The organism is Streptomyces sp. NPDC004111 (genome assembly GCF_042874215.1).
Taxonomy (GTDB): Bacteria; Actinomycetota; Actinomycetes; order Streptomycetales; family Streptomycetaceae; genus Streptomyces.
Genome location: NZ_JBIAMU010000016.1, coordinates 190,786 through 212,136, shown reverse-complemented (window position 1 = coordinate 212,136; position 21,351 = coordinate 190,786). Strand labels below are relative to the sequence as shown.

30 protein-coding genes are annotated in these 21,351 nt (G+C 66.8%); 28 read left to right on the top strand and 2 right to left on the bottom strand.

Translation table 11 applies throughout. From position 1 onward, the window contains the following. Positions 1-10: 10 nt before the first annotated feature. The gene (locus ACFYVL_RS29510) at positions 11-721 is read right to left on the bottom strand and encodes a Crp/Fnr family transcriptional regulator (RefSeq protein ID WP_389250123.1); all 711 of its coding nucleotides are present in this window, start codon (positions 719-721) and stop codon (positions 11-13) included. 393 nt (positions 722-1,114) lie between these two features. Between ACFYVL_RS29510 and rpsL the strand changes: the two genes are divergently transcribed. The 4 genes from rpsL to tuf all read left to right on the top strand — a co-directional run bounded on the left by rpsL (position 1,115) and on the right by tuf (position 5,531). Beyond that, positions 1,115-1,486, top strand: coding sequence for a 30S ribosomal protein S12 (gene rpsL / locus ACFYVL_RS29505; protein WP_003948652.1), 372 nt, complete (start codon positions 1,115-1,117; stop codon positions 1,484-1,486). A gap of 2 nt (positions 1,487-1,488) precedes the next feature. After that, positions 1,489-1,959 (top strand): 30S ribosomal protein S7, encoded by a 471-nt coding sequence (gene rpsG / locus ACFYVL_RS29500; protein WP_189821113.1) that lies wholly within the window; start codon positions 1,489-1,491, stop codon positions 1,957-1,959. Between the two features lie 38 nt (positions 1,960-1,997). Further along, positions 1,998-4,127 (top strand): elongation factor G, encoded by a 2,130-nt coding sequence (gene fusA / locus ACFYVL_RS29495; RefSeq protein ID WP_389250121.1) that lies wholly within the window; start codon positions 1,998-2,000, stop codon positions 4,125-4,127. 210 nt (positions 4,128-4,337) lie between these two features. Continuing rightward, positions 4,338-5,531 carry an elongation factor Tu gene (tuf, locus tag ACFYVL_RS29490; RefSeq protein WP_389250119.1) on the top strand — a complete coding sequence of 398 codons (1,194 nt, stop codon included), beginning with the start codon at positions 4,338-4,340 and terminating at the stop codon, positions 5,529-5,531. A 130-nt stretch (positions 5,532-5,661) separates the two neighbouring features. Here the strand turns inward: tuf and ACFYVL_RS29485 are convergent, their stop codons facing one another. Then, positions 5,662-7,767, bottom strand: coding sequence for a PIG-L family deacetylase (locus ACFYVL_RS29485; protein WP_389250116.1), 2,106 nt, complete (start codon positions 7,765-7,767; stop codon positions 5,662-5,664). Positions 7,768-8,431: 664 nt separating this feature from the next. Between ACFYVL_RS29485 and rpsJ the strand changes: the two genes are divergently transcribed. The 24 genes from rpsJ (at position 8,432) to map (ending at position 21,289) form a co-directional block, all read left to right on the top strand. Then, a complete protein-coding gene (gene rpsJ / locus ACFYVL_RS29480; protein ID WP_003948644.1) occupies positions 8,432-8,740 on the top strand; it encodes a 30S ribosomal protein S10 in 309 nt (102 codons plus the stop codon). A 13-nt stretch (positions 8,741-8,753) separates the two neighbouring features. After that, positions 8,754-9,398, top strand: a complete 645-nt coding sequence (rplC, locus tag ACFYVL_RS29475) for a 50S ribosomal protein L3 (protein ID WP_189821109.1) — start codon at positions 8,754-8,756, stop codon at positions 9,396-9,398. A gap of 7 nt (positions 9,399-9,405) precedes the next feature. Continuing rightward, on the top strand, positions 9,406-10,056 hold the full coding sequence (gene rplD / locus ACFYVL_RS29470; protein WP_389250112.1) for a 50S ribosomal protein L4: 651 nt from the start codon (positions 9,406-9,408) through the stop codon (positions 10,054-10,056). Next, positions 10,056-10,373 (top strand): 50S ribosomal protein L23, encoded by a 318-nt coding sequence (rplW, locus tag ACFYVL_RS29465; protein WP_185028010.1) that lies wholly within the window; start codon positions 10,056-10,058, stop codon positions 10,371-10,373. Before rplD ends, rplW begins: the two co-directional genes overlap by 1 nt. A 40-nt stretch (positions 10,374-10,413) precedes the next feature. Beyond that, positions 10,414-11,250: a 50S ribosomal protein L2 gene (rplB, locus tag ACFYVL_RS29460; protein ID WP_185028012.1), complete on the top strand. Its 837-nt coding sequence runs from the start codon at positions 10,414-10,416 to the stop codon at positions 11,248-11,250. A gap of 12 nt (positions 11,251-11,262) precedes the next feature. Further along, positions 11,263-11,544, top strand: coding sequence for a 30S ribosomal protein S19 (gene rpsS, locus ACFYVL_RS29455; protein ID WP_389250108.1), 282 nt, complete (start codon positions 11,263-11,265; stop codon positions 11,542-11,544). Between the two features lie 41 nt (positions 11,545-11,585). After that, positions 11,586-11,933 carry a 50S ribosomal protein L22 gene (rplV, locus tag ACFYVL_RS29450; RefSeq protein WP_004571827.1) on the top strand — a complete coding sequence of 116 codons (348 nt, stop codon included), beginning with the start codon at positions 11,586-11,588 and terminating at the stop codon, positions 11,931-11,933. After that, the gene (rpsC, locus tag ACFYVL_RS29445) at positions 11,933-12,769 is read left to right on the top strand and encodes a 30S ribosomal protein S3 (protein ID WP_389250106.1); all 837 of its coding nucleotides are present in this window, start codon (positions 11,933-11,935) and stop codon (positions 12,767-12,769) included. Before rplV ends, rpsC begins: the two co-directional genes overlap by 1 nt. 5 nt (positions 12,770-12,774) lie before the next feature. After that, positions 12,775-13,194 carry a 50S ribosomal protein L16 gene (rplP, locus tag ACFYVL_RS29440; protein WP_189821106.1) on the top strand — a complete coding sequence of 140 codons (420 nt, stop codon included), beginning with the start codon at positions 12,775-12,777 and terminating at the stop codon, positions 13,192-13,194. Next, complete coding sequence (rpmC, locus tag ACFYVL_RS29435; protein WP_028812369.1) at positions 13,194-13,418, top strand: 50S ribosomal protein L29; 225 nt, start codon at positions 13,194-13,196, stop codon at positions 13,416-13,418. The genes rplP and rpmC overlap by 1 nt, the downstream gene beginning before the upstream one ends. Then, entirely contained in the window at positions 13,418-13,702 is a 285-nt protein-coding gene (rpsQ, locus tag ACFYVL_RS29430; RefSeq protein WP_362417305.1) for a 30S ribosomal protein S17, read from the top strand. The genes rpmC and rpsQ overlap by 1 nt, the downstream gene beginning before the upstream one ends. A gap of 98 nt (positions 13,703-13,800) precedes the next feature. After that, positions 13,801-14,169, top strand: a complete 369-nt coding sequence (gene rplN, locus ACFYVL_RS29425; protein ID WP_003966950.1) for a 50S ribosomal protein L14 — start codon at positions 13,801-13,803, stop codon at positions 14,167-14,169. Positions 14,170-14,171: 2 nt separating this feature from the next. Further along, entirely contained in the window at positions 14,172-14,495 is a 324-nt protein-coding gene (gene rplX, locus ACFYVL_RS29420) for a 50S ribosomal protein L24 (protein ID WP_108151516.1), read from the top strand. After that, complete coding sequence (rplE, locus tag ACFYVL_RS29415; protein WP_185028018.1) at positions 14,495-15,052, top strand: 50S ribosomal protein L5; 558 nt, start codon at positions 14,495-14,497, stop codon at positions 15,050-15,052. Before rplX ends, rplE begins: the two co-directional genes overlap by 1 nt. Positions 15,053-15,054: 2 nt before the next feature. Next, a complete protein-coding gene (locus tag ACFYVL_RS29410) occupies positions 15,055-15,240 on the top strand; it encodes a type Z 30S ribosomal protein S14 (protein WP_003956452.1) in 186 nt (61 codons plus the stop codon). Positions 15,241-15,461: 221 nt separating this feature from the next. Then, positions 15,462-15,860, top strand: coding sequence for a 30S ribosomal protein S8 (gene rpsH, locus ACFYVL_RS29405; protein ID WP_362417313.1), 399 nt, complete (start codon positions 15,462-15,464; stop codon positions 15,858-15,860). Between the two features lie 21 nt (positions 15,861-15,881). Further along, positions 15,882-16,421 (top strand): 50S ribosomal protein L6, encoded by a 540-nt coding sequence (gene rplF / locus ACFYVL_RS29400; RefSeq protein ID WP_389250102.1) that lies wholly within the window; start codon positions 15,882-15,884, stop codon positions 16,419-16,421. Between the two features lie 3 nt (positions 16,422-16,424). Further along, complete coding sequence (rplR, locus tag ACFYVL_RS29395; protein WP_384349955.1) at positions 16,425-16,808, top strand: 50S ribosomal protein L18; 384 nt, start codon at positions 16,425-16,427, stop codon at positions 16,806-16,808. 46 nt (positions 16,809-16,854) lie between these two features. Then, positions 16,855-17,457 carry a 30S ribosomal protein S5 gene (gene rpsE / locus ACFYVL_RS29390; protein WP_097866720.1) on the top strand — a complete coding sequence of 201 codons (603 nt, stop codon included), beginning with the start codon at positions 16,855-16,857 and terminating at the stop codon, positions 17,455-17,457. Then, positions 17,457-17,639, top strand: a complete 183-nt coding sequence (gene rpmD / locus ACFYVL_RS29385; protein ID WP_003966943.1) for a 50S ribosomal protein L30 — start codon at positions 17,457-17,459, stop codon at positions 17,637-17,639. Before rpsE ends, rpmD begins: the two co-directional genes overlap by 1 nt. 1 nt (position 17,640) lies before the next feature. After that, complete coding sequence (gene rplO, locus ACFYVL_RS29380; RefSeq protein ID WP_389250099.1) at positions 17,641-18,096, top strand: 50S ribosomal protein L15; 456 nt, start codon at positions 17,641-17,643, stop codon at positions 18,094-18,096. 223 nt (positions 18,097-18,319) lie between these two features. After that, complete coding sequence (gene secY, locus ACFYVL_RS29375) at positions 18,320-19,642, top strand: preprotein translocase subunit SecY (protein WP_389250097.1); 1,323 nt, start codon at positions 18,320-18,322, stop codon at positions 19,640-19,642. Beyond that, complete coding sequence (locus tag ACFYVL_RS29370; protein WP_389250094.1) at positions 19,642-20,304, top strand: adenylate kinase; 663 nt, start codon at positions 19,642-19,644, stop codon at positions 20,302-20,304. Before secY ends, ACFYVL_RS29370 begins: the two co-directional genes overlap by 1 nt. Before the next feature lie 148 nt (positions 20,305-20,452). Further along, a complete protein-coding gene (gene map / locus ACFYVL_RS29365) occupies positions 20,453-21,289 on the top strand; it encodes a type I methionyl aminopeptidase (RefSeq protein ID WP_389250091.1) in 837 nt (278 codons plus the stop codon). Positions 21,290-21,351 lie beyond the last annotated feature (62 nt).

Genomic DNA, 21,351 nt, shown 5'->3' with positions numbered 1-21,351 from the left:
GGGGGCGGGATCAGCCCTCGTGGCCGATCCGTCGCAGTATGTCGGGCCGCAGGATCACCAGGGTGCGGCGCCCGGTGAGCACGGCCTCGCGCTCGCGCAGCTCCCTGAGGAGGCGCTGCACCATCTCCCGCGAGGCCCCGATCGCGCCCGCCAGTTCCTGCTTGCTCAGCGGTACGCACAGCTCGATGCCGTGGTCGGTGCGGCTGCCGTGGGTGCGGGCGAGGTCGAGGAGGAGCACCGCGAGGCGCTCGCGCACGGTGAGTGCCGCGTTCTCCAGCCGCCGCTGGTTGCCCTTGTACATCCGGTCGGTGGTGAGGCCGAGCAGGCTCAGGGTGACCTGGGGGGACGCGGCGAGGAACGCGCTGAACCGCTGCTCGTCGACGGCCACCGCCTCCACCGTCTCCAGGGAGGTCACCGTGGCCGAACGGGGCCGGCCGCTGAGGGCGGCGGCCTCGCCGACGATGTCCCCCGGCCCGCGCAGGGCGAGCAGCGCCTCGTACCCGTTGACCGCGGCGGCCGTCACCTTCGTCCAGCCGCGCAGCAGCAGGAGGATGTACGAGGAGGGCTCGTGCTGGCGCAGTACGGTGCTGCGCGGGGCGTAGCGCAGCGGACGGCCCAGGGCCAGCAGCGCCTGGCGGTCCTCGGGCTCCAGCCTGGCCAGGAACGGGACCCGGTCGCCGAGCCCCTCGTCGTCGTCCGCGGTGCCGGTTGGCCTGGCCATGGCCGTCGCCCCCTGCGTTCGTGTGCCGACCGAGCGTGCGTATGACCCGCATCACGTTAGTCGCAGAGGGGCAGGTGGCGGGACGGAATCGGGCCGGTACCCGGTGCGGGGCCGGTTCTGCCGGGGGTGCGTGCCCGCTGCGCCGTTGGTGGACAGCATTTGTTTTGACCCACGCCAATGAGGTAGGTACGCTCAGACCTTGTGCCTGGGGTGTGCCTGGGCTCGTGTGCGTGTTTACAGCCGCAGAGCGAGTCCGTCTTTATGTGGGCCACCGCGTTCCGCGTCATCCTTCCGTTCCGCGGAAGCGTGCCGGATCCGACACACCCGACCGCGTGGGTCGGGGACGTTCCAGGTTAGTTTCACAGTGATCGGCACACAGAAACCGGAGAAGTAGTGCCTACGATCCAGCAGCTGGTCCGGAAGGGCCGGCAGGACAAGGTCGAGAAGAACAAGACGCCCGCACTTGAGGGTTCGCCCCAGCGTCGCGGCGTCTGCACGCGTGTGTTCACGACCACCCCGAAGAAGCCGAACTCGGCGCTCCGTAAGGTCGCGCGTGTGCGCCTGACCTCGGGCATCGAGGTCACGGCCTACATCCCGGGTGAGGGCCACAACCTGCAGGAGCACTCGATCGTGCTCGTGCGTGGCGGTCGTGTGAAGGACCTGCCGGGTGTTCGCTACAAGATCATCCGCGGTTCCCTCGACACGCAGGGCGTCAAGAACCGTAAGCAGGCTCGCAGCCGCTACGGCGCCAAGAAGGAGAAGTAAGAATGCCTCGTAAGGGCCCCGCCCCGAAGCGCCCGGTCATCATTGACCCGGTTTACCAGTCTCCTCTTGTCACGTCGCTGATCAACAAGATCCTGCTCGACGGCAAGCGTTCCACCGCCGAGCGGATCGTGTACGGCGCCATGGAGGGCCTCCGCGAGAAGACCGGCGCTGACCCGGTCATCACGCTGAAGCGCGCGCTTGAGAACGTCAAGCCCTCGCTTGAGGTCAAGTCCCGCCGTGTCGGTGGCGCCACCTACCAGGTGCCGATCGAGGTCAAGCCCGGTCGCGCCGCCACCCTCTCGCTCCGCTGGATCGTGGGTTACTCCCGCGCCCGCCGCGAGAAGACCATGACCGAGCGCCTCATGAACGAGCTGCTCGACGCCTCGAACGGTCTTGGCGCTGCCGTCAAGAAGCGTGAGGACACCCACAAGATGGCCGAGTCCAACAAGGCCTTCGCGCACTACCGCTGGTAGTCGCTACCCACATCGAGACCGAGAGAAGACTGAGCCATATGGCCACCACTTCGCTTGACCTGGCCAAGGTCCGCAACATCGGGATCATGGCCCACATCGACGCGGGCAAGACGACCACCACCGAGCGCATCCTCTTCTACACCGGTGTGTCTTACAAGATCGGTGAAGTCCACGACGGCGCTGCCACGATGGACTGGATGGAGCAGGAGCAGGAGCGCGGCATCACGATCACGTCTGCCGCGACGACCTGTCACTGGCCGCTCAACGATGTCGATCACACGATCAACATCATCGACACCCCGGGTCACGTCGACTTCACCGTCGAGGTGGAGCGTTCGCTCCGCGTCCTCGACGGCGCTGTCACCGTGTTCGACGGTGTCGCCGGTGTCGAGCCCCAGTCCGAGACCGTTTGGCGTCAGGCGGACCGCTACGGCGTGCCGCGCATCTGCTTCGTCAACAAGCTCGACCGTACGGGTGCCGAGTTCCACCGCTGCGTCGACATGATCGTCGACCGCCTCGGTGCGGTCCCGCTCGTCATGCAGCTCCCGATCGGCGCCGAGGCCGACTTCAAGGGCGTCGTCGACCTCGTGTCGATGAAGGCGCTCGTGTGGTCCGCCGAGGCCGCCAAGGGCGAGATGTACGACACGGTCGACATCCCGGACACGCACACCGAGGCCGCCGACGAGTGGCGCGGGAAGCTCCTGGAGACCGTCGCCGAGCACGACGAAGAGATGATGGAGCTGTACCTGGAGGGCCAGGAGCCCACCGAGGAGCAGCTGATGGCGGCCATCCGCCGCATCACCCTCGCGTCGAAGGGCGGCGCCGGTTCGGTGACCGTCAGCCCCGTGTTCTGCGGTACGGCGTTCAAGAACAAGGGCGTCCAGCCCCTGCTCGACGCCGTTGTGCGCTACCTCCCCTCCCCCCTGGACGTCGAGGCCATCGAGGGCCACGACGTGAAGGACCCGGAGAAGGTCGTCGCCCGCAAGCCCTCGGACGAGGAGCCCTTCTCGGGCCTCGCGTTCAAGATCATGAGCGACCCGCACCTCGGCAAGCTCACCTTCGTCCGGGTCTACTCGGGCCGCCTGGTGTCCGGCACCTCGGTGCTGAACTCCGTCAAGGGCAAGAAGGAGCGCATCGGCAAGATCTACCGCATGCACGCGAACAAGCGTGAGGAGATCGAGTCGGTGGGCGCCGGCGACATCATCGCCGTGATGGGTCTCAAGCAGACCACCACCGGTGAGACGCTGTGCGACGAGAAGAACCCGGTGATCCTGGAGTCCATGGACTTCCCGGCCCCGGTCATTCAGGTCGCCATCGAGCCCAAGTCCAAGGGCGACCAGGAGAAGCTGGGTGTCGCCATCCAGCGTCTCTCGGAGGAGGACCCCTCCTTCCAGGTGCACTCGGACGAGGAGACCGGCCAGACCATCATCGGTGGTATGGGTGAGCTCCACCTCGAGGTGCTCGTCGACCGCATGAAGCGCGAGTTCCGCGTCGAGGCGAACGTCGGCAAGCCCCAGGTCGCGTACCGCGAGACGATCCGCAAGACCGTCGAGCGCATCGACTACACGCACAAGAAGCAGACTGGTGGTACCGGCCAGTTCGCGAAGGTGCAGATCGCCCTTGAGCCCATCGAGGGTGGCGACGCGTCGTACGAGTTCGTCAACAAGGTCACCGGTGGCCGCATCCCCCGGGAGTACATCCCGTCGGTGGACGCGGGTGCCCAGGAAGCCATGCAGTTCGGCATCCTGGCCGGTTACGAGATGGTCGGCGTCCGCGTCATCCTTCTCGACGGTGGTTACCACGAGGTCGACTCCTCGGAGCTCGCCTTCAAGATCGCCGGTTCGCAGGCCTTCAAGGAGGGTGCCCGCAAGGCCTCTCCCGTGCTCCTTGAGCCGATGATGGCCGTCGAGGTCACCACGCCCGAGGACTACATGGGCGATGTGATCGGCGACCTGAACTCCCGCCGTGGCCAGATCCAGGCCATGGAGGAGCGCAGCGGTGCTCGCGTCGTGAAGGGCCTCGTGCCCCTCTCGGAGATGTTCGGCTACGTCGGAGACCTCCGCAGCAAGACCTCGGGTCGCGCAAGCTACTCGATGCAGTTCGACTCCTACGCCGAGGTTCCGCGGAACGTCGCCGAGGAGATCATCGCGAAGGCCAAGGGCGAGTAACTCCCCGAGTCACTCAACCGAGCGGCTCCCCGAGTTGCTCATCGCGAGTGCGGGCTGCGACCCGCACGAGCACACGCTTTAGGCTTATCACCGGAGCCACTGGGGCATTCAGCGCAATCCGTGTTGAATGCCCCGGGCGCCGGCATCCCAGCAAAGATCACCTGGCGCCGATGAAGCAAGGCGTACAGAACCACTCCGCAGGAGGACCCAGTGGCGAAGGCAAAGTTCGAGCGGACTAAGCCGCACGTCAACATCGGCACCATCGGTCACATTGACCACGGTAAGACGACCCTCACGGCCGCCATTACCAAGGTGCTGCACGACGCGTACCCGGACCTGAACGAGGCCTCGGCCTTCGACCAGATCGACAAGGCGCCGGAAGAGCGCCAGCGTGGTATCACCATCTCCATCGCGCACGTCGAGTACCAGACGGAGTCGCGTCACTACGCGCACGTCGACTGCCCGGGTCACGCGGACTACATCAAGAACATGATCACGGGTGCCGCGCAGATGGACGGCGCCATCCTCGTGGTCGCGGCCACCGACGGCCCGATGCCGCAGACGAAGGAGCACGTCCTCCTGGCCCGCCAGGTCGGCGTTCCCTACATCGTCGTCGCGCTGAACAAGGCCGACATGGTGGACGACGAGGAGATCCTGGAGCTCGTCGAGCTCGAGGTCCGTGAGCTCCTCTCCGAGTACGAGTTCCCGGGCGACGACCTGCCGGTCGTCAAGGTCTCGGCGCTCAAGGCGCTCGAGGGCGACAAGGAGTGGGGCCAGTCGGTCCTGAACCTGATGTCCGCCGTCGACGAGTCGATCCCGCAGCCCGAGCGCGACGTCGACAAGCCGTTCCTGATGCCGATCGAGGACGTCTTCACGATCACCGGTCGTGGCACCGTCGTCACCGGCCGTATCGAGCGTGGTGTCCTCAAGGTCAACGAGACCGTCGACATCGTCGGTATCAAGGAAGAGAAGACCACCACCACGGTCACCGGCATCGAGATGTTCCGCAAGCTGCTCGACGAGGGCCAGGCCGGTGAGAACGTCGGTCTGCTCCTCCGTGGCATCAAGCGCGAGGACGTCGAGCGCGGCCAGGTCATCATCAAGCCGGGCTCGGTCACCCCGCACACGGAGTTCGAGGCGCAGGCGTACATCCTGTCGAAGGACGAGGGTGGCCGTCACACCCCGTTCTTCAACAACTACCGCCCGCAGTTCTACTTCCGCACCACGGACGTCACCGGTGTCGTCACGCTGCCCGAGGGCACCGAGATGGTCATGCCGGGCGACAACACCGTCATGTCGGTCGCGCTGATCCAGCCGGTCGCCATGGAGGAGGGCCTCAAGTTCGCCATCCGTGAGGGTGGCCGGACCGTCGGCGCCGGCCAGGTCACCAAGATCACCAAGTAATTTCCTGGTGGTTTGACCTGGTAGCTCGCTGAACCGAGCTCCAAGTTCCCAGGGAAGGGCCCCGGCCCCGCCGCGCGAGCGGTGGGTGCCGGGGCCCTTCTCGTTCTTCCTGGCCGGGTGCGGCCGGACCCTACGGCCGCCAGGACCAGGGCGTCGCGTCCGCGCCCAGGCCGACCACGGTCGGGGCGCCCGCGGCCGTGCGCAGCAGGGCCGGCGTGCCCACACAGGTGCCGCCGGACCGTGCGCTCGACCTGCCCTTCGCGGAGCGCAGCCGCAGGACGCCCTGCTCGTCGCGGCCGAGCAGCACCGGGCCCGCCGGGTCCGGCAGCGCGGACACCGGCCCGTACCCGGGGAAGGACGGCCCGTGCAGCGGTGTGCCGTCGGGGCGGACCGAGGTGAGCGCGGCCTTGACCGGGCCTCGGTAGAGCACGCCCAGCGAGCCGTCCGGGTGGGCGAGGGCGCGCGGCAGCGAGCCCGGCGCGGGCGTGCGGTTCTCCGGCACCAGGGCGACGGGGGCGCCGGGGGCGGTCTGCGCCCAGTGCCGGACGTGGGTGCGGGCGGCGGCGAAGAGGTGGACCAGGCCCGTGGCGTCGGTGATCGCGGACAGGCCGTCCTGGATGCCGTCGCCGTTGCCGGGGCCGATGCCGTCGATGGGGGAGAGGCCGCGCTTGTTGGTGCGCGGCAGGCTCGCGCTGTCGCCGTCCGGGCCGTCCAGGTCGCGCCACGGGCCCCAGGTGCCGCTGGTGTCCCGCACCCGGGTGCTGACGCTCTTGGCCGCGTTGCGCACGAAGAGGTGGACGCGGCCGTCGCCCGCGGTGACCGCGACCGGGACGCCGAGGCGCCGGGTGCGGTCGGGGCGCTTCTCGGGAGCGCCCAGACTGGTCCAGGCCCGGCCGTCGTACTGGACGATCTCGCGGTGGTTCGGGCCGCCGTGCCCGCCGAGCGCCGCGTAGCGCAGGGCGAACAGCAGCTGGCCGCCGTCCTTGAGCACGGCCTGCCCGAGCACGGGGGCCAGCGGGCCGCCGCCGAGGTCCTCCGGGGCGCCCCAGCCGCCGTTCGCGGCGGCCCGCCAGCGGACCAGACGCAGCCCGAGCACCCCGTGCGCGAACAGCGACCCGCCCTGCTGATGGGTCGTCAACTGCGGTCCGGGGTAACGGTAGTTGGTGGAGTTGACCCAGCCCTTCCAGTTCTCCAGCGGGCGCCACTGGCCGACCCCGTAGTCCCCGCAGCCGGCCGGGTTCCCGCAGTCCCAGGCGACGTCGCCGCCGTACGGGACGAGCGTCCCGGCCTTCTTCATCAGGACGCTCTTGGGGAGGTTCTTGGGCCAGTGGTGGTTGTAGTAGCCGCGGAAGACGGTGGCGGCGAAGCGGGGGAGGGGCTTGTTCTGCTCGGCGTTCTCGGCGACCCAGCGGATCAGCGCGGCCCAGCTGAAGCAGGCGACGGCGGTGTGGTCCGGGTGGTCGGAGTAGCCGGGCTGCTCGCTGTCCTTCTTGCGGAAGCGGTCGGGGCTGTTCTGGATGTCCGGGTCGGGGTCGAGCGTCTGCACGACGGTGGGGCTGTAGTGGTCCAGGAGCCCGGTGAGGGCGCCGACCAGCTCGTCGTAGTCGTACGAACTCGCCTTCTCCACCGGCGAGTTGTCGGCCACTATGGTCCGCTGGGTCATCCCGCGGTCCTCCCAGAGCGCGGTCATGGCCGGCCGGTTGCGGGAGGCGTTCACCGAGACGTTGACGAAGACCAGCTCGACGTGCCGGTCGCCGTGGCTGAGGGTGTTCAGCTCGGCCTGCTTCTCGCCGCGCAGGGTCAGCACGGTCCGCTGCCACTTGGAGAACTTCGGCAGGCCCAGGAGCGTGGCGTACGCCTGGCGCAGGCCCTGCTGGCGGGCGGAGACGTACGCGGCCTTGTCCGGCTTGGGGCGGGGGTGGCCCGGCGGGTGGTTGACCCCGTTGGCCTCGCCCGCGGTGACGTACACCGAGACGACCGGGGTACCGGCCTCCAGCACCCGCCGGGTGTCCGGGTTCATGAAGTACAGGTCGTCGTCGGGGTGGGCGAGGAACTGCAGCAGCAGTGAGCGCTTGGCGTCGGCGATGGCCCGGCCGGGCGCGGGATTGGCCACCGGGTCGCGGCGGCGGGGCGCCGGTACGGTGGAGCAGGCGCCCAGGGCGAGCATCCCGGCCCCGGTGGCGGCGGCCGCCAGCAGCGTCCGTCTGGGCAGCCGTGGACCCGTACTGCTGTTCATCTGTGTCTCTCCGCTTCCCCGGCAGCGGTTCTTCGGTCAAGGTGCGCTGCGTCCGGATGTCCTGAGCTGCGGACATCCGCTTCCCGGAGGGGTGGGCGGCCCGCTGCGGTCAGCTAGACGGCGGGTGGGGCGCACGGGTTGCCTGCGCCGGCGAATGTGCGGAATTCGCGGCCGTCCGGTGTCCGGGAGAGCGCGCGGGGTGACCGGTTTGTGGCGGTACGCGTGCGCATCCGGCGGGCCGCGGTTTGACCTCGGTCACGCTGGGGGTAATCTCTACGGCCCGATTGGCGTGCACCGTGCCCCGTATGGCAGACTGTCGGGGTTGCTCGGTTGAGTATCGATGCTGCACGCCTCCCGCCGGGAGGACCGGAAGCGAGTCCCACAGTACTCGTCGCCCCAACTGCCTCCTGGGCAGCGCTGGGGCGGACGTACGGGAATCTTTCGGGAAGTGCCAGTGCGGTACTGACCAGGCACCCGGTGGGTGTTCTCCCCCCGGCTTGCGGTCGCGGACCGTATCCCTTAGAGCAGGGAAATTCCTTGGGATTTCTCGCTGGCGAGGATGCGACACGCCCGACCGCGTGGGTCGGAGGAGAGCGGTGCTGAGCGTTCAGAGCGCAGCCGCCCGGGTTCCAGAGCGTTAAGAGACAAAGGACTACTAGTAGCCATGGCGGGACAGAAGATCCGCATCCGGCTCAAGGCCTACGACCACGAGGTCATCGACTCCTCGGCGAAGAAGATCGTCGAGACGGTGACCCGCACTGGTGCGTCGGTCGCGGGCCCGGTGCCGCTGCCCACTGAGAAGAACGTGTACTGCGTCATCAAGTCGCCGCACAAGTACAAGGACTCTCGCGAGCACTTCGAGATGCGCACGCACAAGCGCCTCATCGACATCCTCGACCCCACGCCGAAGACGGTTGACTCGCTGATGCGTCTCGACCTGCCGGCTGGCGTCGACATCGAGATCAAGCTCTGAGGGGACGGCCGAGATGAGCAAGAACATCAAGGGCGTCCTGGGCGAGAAGCTCGGCATGACCCAGGTCTGGGACGAGAACAACCGGGTCGTCCCGGTGACCGTCGTCAAGGCCGGGCCGTGCGTGGTGACGCAGGTACGTACGAACGACAACGACGGCTACGAGTCGGTCCAGATCGCCTTCGGCGAGATCGACCCGCGCAAGGTGAACAAGCCCCTCAAGGGTCACTTCGCCAAGGCCGACGTGACCCCGCGCCGCCACCTCGTGGAGCTGCGCACCCCGGACGCCAGCGAGTACACGCTGGGCCAGGAGATCACTGCCGAGGTGTTCGAGTCCGGCGTCAAGGTTGACGTCACGGGCAAGAGCAAGGGCAAGGGCTTCGCCGGTGTGATGAAGCGTCACAACTTCCACGGTGGCAAGGCCTCCCACGGTGCCCACCGCGTGCACCGCAAGCCTGGTTCCATCGGTGGCTGTGCCACCCCCGGCCGTGTCTTCAAGGGCATGCGCATGGCGGGTCGCATGGGTAACGAGCGGGTCACCACCCAGAACCTGACCGTCCACGCCGTTGACGCCGAGAAGGGTCTGCTGCTCATCAAGGGCGCCGTCCCCGGCCCCAACGGTGGCCTCGTCCTGGTCCGCACCGCGGCCAAGGGGGTTTGAGGAACCGATGAGCACCATTGACATCCTTTCGCCGGCAGGCGACAAGGCCGGGACCGTCGAGCTCCCCGCGGAGATCTTCGACGCCAAGGTCAGCATCCCGCTGATCCACCAGGTCGTTGTCGCGCAGCTGGCCGCTGCCCGTCAGGGCACGCACAAGACCAAGCGTCGCGGCGAGGTCCGTGGTGGCGGTAAGAAGCCTTACCGCCAGAAGGGCACCGGCCGCGCCCGTCAGGGTTCGACCCGCGCCCCGCAGTTCGCCGGCGGTGGCGTCGTCCACGGCCCGCAGCCGCGTGACTACTCGCAGCGGACCCCGAAGAAGATGAAGGCCGCCGCCCTGCGCGGTGCCCTCACCGACCGGGCCCGCAACGCTCGCATCCACGTCGTCACCGGCGTGGTCGAGGGTGCGGTTTCCACGAAGGCCGCCAAGTCCCTGCTGGGCAAGGTCAGCGAGCGCAAGCACGTGCTCCTGGTCGCCGAGCGTTCGGACGAGGCCGCGTGGCTGTCCGCCCGCAACCTGCCCCAGGTGCACATCCTGGAGCCGGGCCAGCTGAACACGTACGACGTGCTCGTCTCGGACGACCTGGTCTTCACCAAGGCCGCCTTCGAGTCCTTCGTGTCTGGCCCCAAGGCCGATGAGACCGAAGGGAGCGACGCCTGATGAGCGCCGTTACCAGCAAGACCTTCACGGACCACCGCGACATTCTTGTCAAGCCGGTCGTCTCCGAGAAGAGCTATGCGCTGCTCGACGAGAACAAGTACACGTTCATCGTCGCCCCCGGCTCCAACAAGACCCAGATCAAGCAGGCCGTGGAAGCGGTCTTCTCGGTCAAGGTCACCGGAGTCAACACGATCAACCGTCAGGGCAAGCGGAAGCGCACCCGCACCGGTTTCGGCAAGCGTGCCGACACCAAGCGGGCCATCGTGACCCTCGCCGAGGGCGACCGTATCGACATCTTCGGCGGTCCGACCGCCTAACGGCGGTCTGGATCGTCCGGAATCGGACGAGGACTGAGAAATGGGAATCCGCAAGTACAAGCCGACTACGCCGGGCCGCCGTGGCTCCTCCGTAGCCGACTTTGTCGAGATCACGCGGTCCACGCCGGAGAAGTCGCTGGTCCGCCCCCTGCACAGCAAGGGCGGCCGTAACAACGCCGGTCGTGTGACCGTTCGCCACCAGGGTGGTGGCCACAAGCGCGCCTACCGCGTGATCGACTTCCGTCGTCACGACAAGGACGGCGTGCCGGCCAAGGTCGCGCACATCGAGTACGACCCCAACCGCACCGCGCGCATCGCGCTGCTGCACTACGCGGACGGCGAGAAGCGTTACATCCTCGCCCCGCGTGGCCTGTCGCAGGGTGACCGGATCGAGAACGGCCCCGGGGCCGACATCAAGCCGGGCAACAACCTCGCGCTGCGCAACATCCCGGTGGGTACCACCATCCACAACATCGAGCTGCGGCCCGGTGGCGGTGCGAAGTTCGCCCGCTCCGCCGGTGCCTCCGTGCAGCTGCTGGCGAAGGAGGGCACGATGGCCCACCTTCGTATGCCGTCCGGTGAGATCCGCCTGGTCGACGCCCGCTGCCGCGCCACCATCGGCGAGGTCGGCAACGCCGAGCAGTCGAACATCAACTGGGGCAAGGCCGGCCGCATGCGCTGGAAGGGCGTTCGCCCGACCGTTCGCGGTGTCGCGATGAACCCGGTCGACCACCCGCACGGTGGTGGTGAGGGTAAGACCTCCGGTGGTCGCCACCCGGTCTCCCCGTGGGGTCAGAAGGAGGGTCGTACTCGCTCGCCGAAGAAGGCTTCGAGCAAGTACATCGTCCGCCGCCGCAAGTCGAACAAGAAGCGCTAGGAGCGGGTTTAGATGCCGCGCAGTCTCAAGAAGGGGCCCTTCGTCGACGGACACCTCCTCAAGAAGGTGGACGTACAGAACGAGGCGGGCTCCAAGAACGTCATCAAGACCTGGTCCCGGCGCTCGATGATCATCCCCAGCATGCTGGGTCACACCATCGCGGTGCACAACGGCAAGATCCACGTCCCGGTGTTCGTCACCGAGTCGATGGTCGGCCACAAGCTCGGCGAGTTTGCGCCGACCCGCACCTTCCGCGGCCACGTCAAGGACGACCGCAAGTCGAAGCGCCGCTAAGGCGGGGTGCGATGACTATGAACGACACCGAAGGGACAACCATGGAAGCCAGGGCCCAGGCGCGGTACATCCGCGTCACGCCCATGAAGGCCCGCCGAGTGGTGGACCTTATCCGTGGCATGGACGCCACGGAGGCTCAGGCGGTCCTGCGCTTCGCCCCGCAGGCCGCGAGCGTGCCGGTCGGCAAGGTGCTTGACAGCGCCATTGCCAACGCCGCGCACAACTACGACCACACCGACGCCTCTTCGCTGGTCATCAGCGAGGCGTACGTGGACGAGGGCCCGACCCTGAAGCGGTTCCGTCCGCGTGCTCAGGGCCGTGCCTACCGGATCCGTAAGCGGACCAGCCACATCACCGTGGTCGTCAGCAGCAAGGAAGGAACCCGGTAATGGGCCAGAAGGTAAACCCGCACGGGTTCCGGCTCGGCATTACCACGGACTTCAAGTCCCGTTGGTACGCCGACAAGCTGTACAAGGACTACGTCAAGGAAGACGTCGCCATCCGCAGGATGATGACGTCCGGCATGGAGCGCGCCGGCATCTCGAAGGTGGAGATCGAGCGCACCCGTGACCGCGTGCGTGTGGACATCCACACCGCTCGTCCCGGCATCGTCATCGGCCGCCGCGGCGCCGAGGCCGACCGCATCCGCGGCGACCTGGAGAAGCTGACCGGCAAGCAGGTGCAGCTCAACATCCTCGAGGTCAAGAACCCCGAGATGGACGCTCAGCTGGTGGCCCAGGCCGTCGCCGAGCAGCTCTCCTCCCGCGTCTCCTTCCGCCGTGCCATGCGCAAGAGCATGCAGGGCACCATGAAGGCCGGCGCCAAGGGCATCAAGATCCAGTGCGGCGGTCGCCTCGGCGGCGCCGAGATGTCCCGGTCCGAGTTCTACCGCGAGGGTCGTGTGCCGCTGCACACGCTGCGCGCGAACGTGGACTACGGCTTCTTCGAGGCCAAGACGACCTTCGGCCGCATCGGCGTGAAGGTCTGGATCTACAAGGGCGACGTCAAGAACATCGCCGAGGTTCGCGCCGAGAACGCCGCGGCCCGTGCGGGCAACCGCCCGGCCCGTGGTGGTGCGAACGAGCGCCCGGCCCGTGGTGGCCGTGGCGGCGAGCGTGGCGGCCGCGGCCGCAAGCCGCAGCAGTCCGCGCCGGCAGCCGAGGCCCCCAAGGCCGAGGCTCCCGCCGCCGCTGCTCCGGCTGAGAGCACCGGAACGGAGGCCTGACCGACATGCTGATCCCTCGTAGGGTCAAGCACCGCAAGCAGCACCACCCCAAGCGCAACGGCATGGCCAAGGGTGGTACTGAGGTCGCATTCGGCGAGTACGGCATCCAGGCGCTGACTCCGGCGTACGTGACGAACCGTCAGATCGAGGCCGCGCGTATCGCGATGACCCGCCACATCAAGCGTGGCGGCAAGGTCTGGATCAACATCTACCCGGACCGTCCGCTCACGAAGAAGCCCGCCGAGACCCGCATGGGTTCCGGTAAGGGTTCCCCGGAGTGGTGGATCGCGAACGTCAAGCCCGGTCGGGTGATGTTCGAGCTGTCCTACCCGAACGAGAAGATTGCTCGTGAGGCGCTCACCCGCGCGGCTCACAAGCTTCCGATGAAGTGCCGCATCGTTCGGCGCGAGGCAGGTGAGTCGTGATGGCGGCCGGTACCAAGGCGACCGAGCTGCGCGAGCTGAACGACGAGGACCTCGTCGCCAAGCTGCGTGAGGCCAAGGAAGAACTGTTCAACCTCCGCTTCCAGGCGGCGACCGGACAGCTCGAGAACCACGGCCGGCTCAAGTCCGTCCGTAAGGACATCGCCCGGATCTACACCCTGATGCGCGAGCGCGAGCTGGGCATCGAGACGGTGGAGAGCGCCTGATGAGCGAGAAGAATGTGACTGAGACGACTGAGCAGCGCGGATTCCGCAAGACCCGTGAGGGTCTGGTCGTCAGCGACAAGATGGACAAGACCGTCGTCGTCGCTGTCGAGGACCGCGTGAAGCACGCGCTGTACGGCAAGGTCATCCGCCGTACGAACAAGCTCAAGGCTCACGACGAGTCCAACGCTGCCGGTATCGGCGACCGCGTCCTCATCATGGAGACGCGTCCGCTGTCGGCCTCGAAGCGCTGGCGCATCGTCGAGATCCTCGAGAAGGCCAAGTAATTCCCTAGAGGGGTTTCCCTCTAGGCAGTTCCGCCAGGCTCGGTGGGGCCGTAGAGATACGGCCCCACCGGGAACCGGCAGACGATCAGGAGATAGACGTGATCCAGCAGGAGTCGCGACTTCGCGTCGCCGACAACACGGGTGCGAAGGAAATTCTCACCATCCGTGTTCTCGGTGGCTCGGGTCGCCGCTACGCGGGCATCGGTGACGTCATCGTCGCCACCGTCAAGGACGCAATCCCCGGTGGCAACGTGAAGAAGGGTGACGTCGTCAAGGCGGTCATCGTTCGCACCGTCAAGGAGCGTCGTCGCCAGGATGGCTCGTACATCCGCTTCGACGAGAACGCCGCTGTCATTCTCAAGAACGACGGCGACCCCCGCGGCACCCGTATCTTCGGCCCGGTGGGCCGTGAGCTGCGCGAGAAGAAGTTCATGAAGATCATCTCGCTCGCGCCGGAGGTGCTGTAAGCATGAAGATCAAGAAGGGCGACCTGGTACAGGTCATCACCGGTAAGGACAAGGGCAAGCAGGGCAAGGTCATTCAGGCCTTCCCCCGCGAGGACCGCGTCCTGGTCGAGGGTGTCAACCGGGTCAAGAAGCACACGAAGGCCGGTCAGACCGCTCGCGGTTCGCAGACCGGCGGCATTGTGACGACCGAGGCTCCGGTCCACGTCAGCAACGTTCAGCTGGTCGTGGAGAAGGACGGCAACAAGGTCGTTACCCGCGTCGGCTACCGCTTTGACGACGAGGGCAACAAGATCCGCGTTGCCAAGCGGACTGGTGAGGACATCTGATGACTGCCACCACCGCACCGCGCCTCAAGCTGCGCTACCGCGAGGAGATCGCGGGCAAGCTGCGTGAGGAGTTCTCCTACGAGAACGTCATGCAGATCCCCGGCCTGGTCAAGATCGTGGTCAACATGGGTGTCGGCGACGCCGCCCGTGACTCGAAGCTGATCGACGGGGCCATCAAGGACCTGACGACCATCACGGGTCAGAAGCCGGCCGTCACCAAGGCCCGCAAGTCCATCGCGCAGTTCAAGCTGCGCGAGGGCCAGCCGATCGGCTGCCACGTCACCCTCCGCGGTGACCGCATGTGGGAGTTCCTGGACCGTACGCTGTCGCTCGCGCTGCCGCGTATCCGTGACTTCCGCGGCCTGTCGCCGAAGCAGTTCGACGGCCGTGGCAACTACACCTTCGGTCTCACGGAGCAGGTCATGTTCCACGAGATCGACCAGGACAAGATCGACCGGGTCCGGGGCATGGACATCACCGTGGTCACCACGGCGACCAACGACGACGAGGGTCGTGCCCTGCTGCGTCACCTCGGCTTCCCGTTCAAGGAGAACTGACCGTGGCGAAGAAGGCTCTGATCGCTAAGGCCGCTCGCAAGCCGAAGTTCGGCGTGCGTGCGTACACGCGCTGCCAGCGCTGTGGCCGGCCCCACTCCGTGTACCGCAAGTTCGGCCTGTGCCGCGTGTGCCTTCGTGAGATGGCTCACCGTGGCGAGCTGCCGGGCGTGACCAAGAGCTCCTGGTAGTCAGTACTGCCCTTTGGGCGTACGGATTCCCACGTGCTCTCGGTAAGTATCTGGTCGGCAGGAGCCCCACCCCGAATGCCGTAGGCTAGAAGGGTTGGGCGCCTGCCGCCCATAACGACTTACTACGCCGTAGGTCCCCGCACCGCACCCGTCCCGCCTCTGAGTGGGGAGAGGGATGGCGCATACAGGAAACCCCGGCGAGAGAGGCCGAAGGCCAATTCATGACCATGACTGATCCCATCGCAGACATGCTCACGCGTCTGCGTAACGCGAACTCGGCGTACCACGACTCCGTCGTGATGCCGCACAGCAAGATCAAGTCGCACATCGCGGAGATCCTCCAGCAGGAGGGCTTCATCACCGGCTGGAAGGTCGAGGACGCCGAGGTCGGCAAGAACCTCGTTCTCGACCTGAAGTTCGGTCCGAACCGCGAGCGTTCGATCGCCGGCATCAAGCGCATCTCGAAGCCGGGTCTGCGTGTTTACGCGAAGTCCACCAACCTGCCCAAGGTCCTCGGCGGCCTCGGCGTGGCGATCATCTCCACGTCGCACGGTCTTCTGACCGGCCAGCAGGCAGGCAAGAAGGGCGTAGGTGGGGAAGTCCTCGCCTACGTCTGGTAGTCGGGAAAGGAAGGAAAGCTAATGTCGCGAATCGGCAAGCTCCCCATCCAGGTTCCCGCTGGTGTGGACGTCACCATCGACGGACGCACGGTTGCCGTGAAGGGCCCCAAGGGCACCCTCACGCACACTGTTGCCGCGCCGATCGAGATTGTTAAGGGCGAGGACGGCGTTCTCAACGTCAACCGCCCCAACGACGAGCGTCAGAACAAGGCCCTGCACGGCCTGTCCCGCACGCTGGTGGCGAACATGATCACCGGCGTGACCCAGGGATACAGCAAGGCGCTCGAGATTAGCGGTGTCGGTTACCGCGTCCAGGCGAAGGGCTCCAACCTGGAGTTCGCCCTGGGCTACAGCCACCCCATCGTGATCGAGGCTCCCGAAGGCATCACCTTCAAGGTCGAGTCGCCCACGAAGCTCAGCGTCGAGGGCATCGACAAGCAGAAGGTCGGCGAGGTCGCCGCTAACATCCGCAAGCTGCGGAAGCCCGACCCGTACAAGGCCAAGGGCGTCAAGTACGCCGGCGAGGTCATCCGCCGCAAGGTCGGAAAGGCGGGTAAGTAAGCCATGGCATACGGTGTCAAGATTGCTAAGGGTGACGCGTACAAGCGCGCTGCCATCAAGCGTCGCCACATCCGCATCCGCAAGCACGTCTCCGGTACGCCGGAGCGTCCTCGCCTGGTCGTGACGCGGTCCAACCGCAACGTGACCGCTCAGGTCATCGACGACATCGCGGGTCACACCCTCGCGTCCGCGTCGACCCTGGACGTTTCGATCCGCGGTGGCGAGGGCGACAAGAGCGCCCAGGCCAAGCAGGTCGGCGCCCTTGTTGCCGAGCGCGCCAAGGCCGCCGGTATCGAGACCGTCGTGTTCGACCGTGGTGGCAACAGGTACGCCGGGCGCATTGCCGCTCTGGCTGACGCCGCCCGCGAAGCCGGGCTGAAGTTCTAAGCCCCGGTTCCGGGACTAACGGACGTAACAGAGAGAGGTAAATCCAATGGCTGGACCCCAGCGCCGCGGAAGCGGTGCCGGTGGCGGCGAGCGGCGGGACCGGAAGGGTCGCGACGGTGGCGCTGCCGCCGAGAAGACCGCTTACGTTGAGCGCGTTGTCGCGATCAACCGCGTTGCCAAGGTTGTCAAGGGTGGTCGTCGCTTCAGCTTCACCGCGCTCGTCGTGGTCGGAGACGGTGACGGCACCGTAGGTGTCGGTTACGGCAAGGCCAAGGAAGTTCCCGCGGCCATCGCCAAGGGAGTTGAGGAAGCCAAGAAGAGCTTCTTCAAGGTTCCGCGTATCCAGGGCACCATCCCGCACCCGATCACGGGCGAGAAGGCCGCGGGCGTCGTCCTGCTCAAGCCTGCTTCCCCCGGTACCGGTGTTATCGCCGGTGGCCCGGTGCGTGCCGTGCTCGAGTGCGCCGGCGTTCACGACATTCTGTCGAAGTCGCTCGGTTCCTCGAACGCGATCAACATCGTGCACGCGACCGTCGCGGCCCTCCAGGGTCTGCAGCGTCCCGAGGAGATCGCGGCCCGCCGCGGTCTGCCCCTCGAGGACGTCGCTCCGGCGGCTCTGCTTCGTGCGCGTGCGGGAGCGGGTGCGTAATGGCCCGTCTCAAGATCACGCAGACGAAGTCGTACATCGGCAGCAAGCAGAACCACCGCGACACCCTGCGTTCGCTCGGGCTCAAGCGCCTGAACGACTCGGTTGTCAAGGAGGACCGCCCCGAGTTCCGCGGCATGGTGCACACCGTCCGCCACCTCGTGACGGTTGAGGAGGTCGACTGACATGGCGGAGAACAACCCGCTGAAGGTCCACAACCTCCGTCCGGCTCCGGGCGCCAAGACCGCCAAGACCCGTGTGGGTCGTGGTGAGGCGTCGAAGGGTAAGACGGCGGGCCGTGGTACCAAGGGCACGAAGGCCCGTTACCAGGTTCCGGAGCGCTTCGAGGGTGGCCAGATGCCCCTCCACATGCGTCTCCCGAAGCTGAAGGGCTTCAAGAACCCGTTCCGCACCGAGTTCCAGGTCGTGAACCTGGACAAGCTCGGCGCTCTCTACCCCGAGGGTGGAGAGGTCACGGTGGCCGACCTGGTCGCCAAGGGCGCGGTGCGCAAGAACAGCCTCGTCAAGGTCCTGGGCCAGGGCGAGATCTCCGTGGCGCTGACGGTTTCGGTGGACGCCGTTTCCGCCTCCGCCAAGGAGAAGATCGCTGCCGCGGGCGGCAGCGTCACCGAGCTCGTCTGAGACGACTCGATGGCTTGAACATCCGACCGGGGATGCCTCTCATATGGGGCATCCCCGGTTGGTCGTTCCTAGGGGGCAGGGTCCGCCGGTATGGTGGCGTGCACTGTTAACTTTCGCGCGGTGTGCCCACAACGCTGTCCGCTCGTTGTTTGACTGATACGTATTCGTCGATCCTCAATACCGTCACCCTTGACGCAGTAGCGCGGGGGTCGCAGGAGGCACCGTGCTCACCGCGTTCGCCCGGGCGTTCAAGACGCCCGACCTGCGCAAGAAGCTGCTCTTCACACTCGGCATCATTGTGCTGTTCCGGCTCGGAGCACACATTCCGGTCCCGGGCGTCAGCTACAAGAACGTCCAGACCTGTATCGACTTCGCCAAGGACGGCGGCGGCGGCCTCTTCGGGCTGGTGAACATGTTCAGCGGTGGCGCGCTGCTGCAGATCACCATCTTCGCGCTCGGCATCATGCCGTACATCACGGCGAGCATCATCCTTCAGCTGCTGACCGTGGTCATCCCGCGGCTGGAAGCCCTGAAGAAGGAAGGCCAGTCCGGCACCGCGAAGATCACGCAGTACACGCGTTATCTGACCGTGGCGCTGGCCGTGCTCCAGGGCACCGGCCTCGTGGCGACCGCCAACTCCGGTGCGCTGTTCAGCGCCTGCCCCGACTCGATCCGTTCGCAGATCGTCCCGGACAAGTCCATCTTCACCACCGCCGTCATGGTCATCACGATGACCGCCGGCACCGCGGTGGTCATGTGGCTCGGTGAGCTCGTCACCGACCGCGGCATCGGCAACGGCATGTCCATCCTGATGTTCATCTCGATCGCCGCCGGTTTCCCCGGCTCGCTCTGGGCCATCAAGAAGTCGGGCAAGCTGGCCGACGGCTGGATCGAGTTCGCCGTGGTGATCCTGGTCGGATTCGCGATGGTCGGGCTCGTGGTGTTCGTGGAACAGGCCCAGCGCCGGATCCCCGTCCAGTACGCGAAGCGCATGATCGGCCGGAAGTCCTACGGCGGAACGTCGACGTACATCCCGCTGAAGGTGAACCAGGCGGGTGTGATTCCCGTCATCTTCGCTTCTTCGCTGCTCTACATCCCCGCCCTGATCGTCCAGTTCTCCGGATCGACGGCCCCGTGGGCCCAGTGGATCCAGAACAACATGGTCAAGGGCGACCATCCCTACTACATCGTCACGTACTTCCTGTTGATCGTGTTCTTCGCCTTCTTCTACGTGGCGATCTCGTTCAACCCCGAAGAAGTCGCTGACAACATGAAGAAGTATGGTGGCTTCATCCCGGGCATCCGGGCAGGTCGACCTACTGCTGAGTACCTGAGTTACGTGCTGAACCGCATCACGTGGCCGGGATCGCTGTACCTGGGTCTGATCGCTCTCGTGCCGACGATGGCGTTGGCAGGTTTCGGTGCCAGCCAGGACTTCCCGTTCGGCGGCACAAGCATCCTCATCATCGTGGGTGTGGGTCTGGAGACCGTGAAGCAGATCGAGAGCCAGCTCCAGCAGCGCAATTACGAAGGGTTCCTCCGCTGATGCGTATCGTCCTCGTCGGGCCGCCGGGCGCTGGCAAGGGAACGCAGGCCGCGTTCCTCGCCACGAACCTGTCGATCCCGCACATTTCCACGGGTGATCTCTTCCGGGCCAACATCAGCCAGGGCACCGCCCTCGGCCAGCAGGCCAAGGCCATCATGGATGCCGGAAATCTGGTCCCCGACGAGGTCACGATCGGCATGGCGCTGGACCGCATGGCCCAGCCGGACGCCGAGAAGGGCTTCCTCCTCGACGGCTTCCCGCGCAACGTGTTCCAGGCGGAGGCCCTCGACGAGGCGCTGAAGGCCGACGGACTGAAGCTGGACGCCGTCCTGGACCTGGAGGTCCCGGAGGACGAGGTCGTGAAGCGGATCGCGGGCCGGCGGATCTGCCGCAACGATTCCGCGCACGTGTTCCACGCCACGTACAGCCCGCCCAAGGCGGAGGGCGTCTGTGACGTCTGCGGCGGCGAGCTCTACCAGCGGCCGGACGACACCGAGGAGACCGTGCGCAAGCGCCTCGACGTCTACCACACGCAGACCGAGCCCATCATCGACCACTACAAGGCGCAGGGCCTGGTGGTCACCCTCTCCGCGGAAGGCAAGGTCGCCGAGGTGACCGAGCGCGCGATGGACGCCCTGAAGAACCTGAGGGCAAAGGCCTAGGCTCCGGCCCCGGGCAGCCCGGCCGGATCGAACGGCCGGTCCCTTGTACGTACGACAGTGACGGCCGCGGTGTCCTTGAGGCACCGCGGCCGTCCCTGTTCGGCCGTACTGTTGACACCGAAGTCAGACGAGCGTGGAAGGCACACCCATGGTGGAGATCAAGACTCCCGAGCAGATCGCGAAGATGCGTGAGGCGGGGCTGGTCGTCGCCGCCATTCACGCGGCGACCCGTGAGGCGGCCGTTCCGGGCGCCAGCACGAAGGACCTCGACGAGGTAGCGCGCAAGGTGCTCGCGGAGCACGGCGCCAAGTCGAACTTCCTGGGCTACGGGGGCTTCCCGGCGACCATCTGCACCTCGGTGAACGAGGTCGTCGTGCACGGCATCCCGGACGAGAAGACCGTTCTCAAGGACGGCGACGTCATCTCCATCGACTGCGGCGCCATCATCGACGGCTGGCACGGGGACGCGGCGTACACCGCCTTCGTGGGCTCCGGTCACGCTCCGGAGCTGCTGGAGCTGTCCCGGGTGACCGAGGAGTCGATGTGGGCGGGCATCGCCGCCATGAAGGCCGGCAACCGGCTGGTCGACGTCTCCAAGTCCATCGAGGGCTACATCCGCCGCCAGCCCCGCCCGGCCACCGGCAAGTACGGCATCATCGAGGACTACGGCGGCCACGGCATCGGCACCGAGATGCACATGGACCCGCACGTCCTGAACTACGTCACGCGCAAGCGCGGCAAGGGCATCAAGCTGGTCCCGGGCGTCTGCCTGGCCATCGAGCCGATGGTCTCGCTGGGCACCGCGCAGACCGAGGTGCTGGCCGACGACTGGACGGTCATCACGACGGACGGCACCTGGTCCTCGCACTGGGAGCACTCCGTCGCCCTCACCGAGAACGGCCCGCTGGTGCTGACCGCGGTGGACGGCGGCAAGGCGAAGCTGGCGGAGCACGGAATCGTGGCGGCACCGGACCCGCTGGCCTGAGGCAGGCGCGGGTCCAGGGTCCCGCCGGTCGGAGGCCGGCGCAGCGGCGCGAAGCTTGTGAG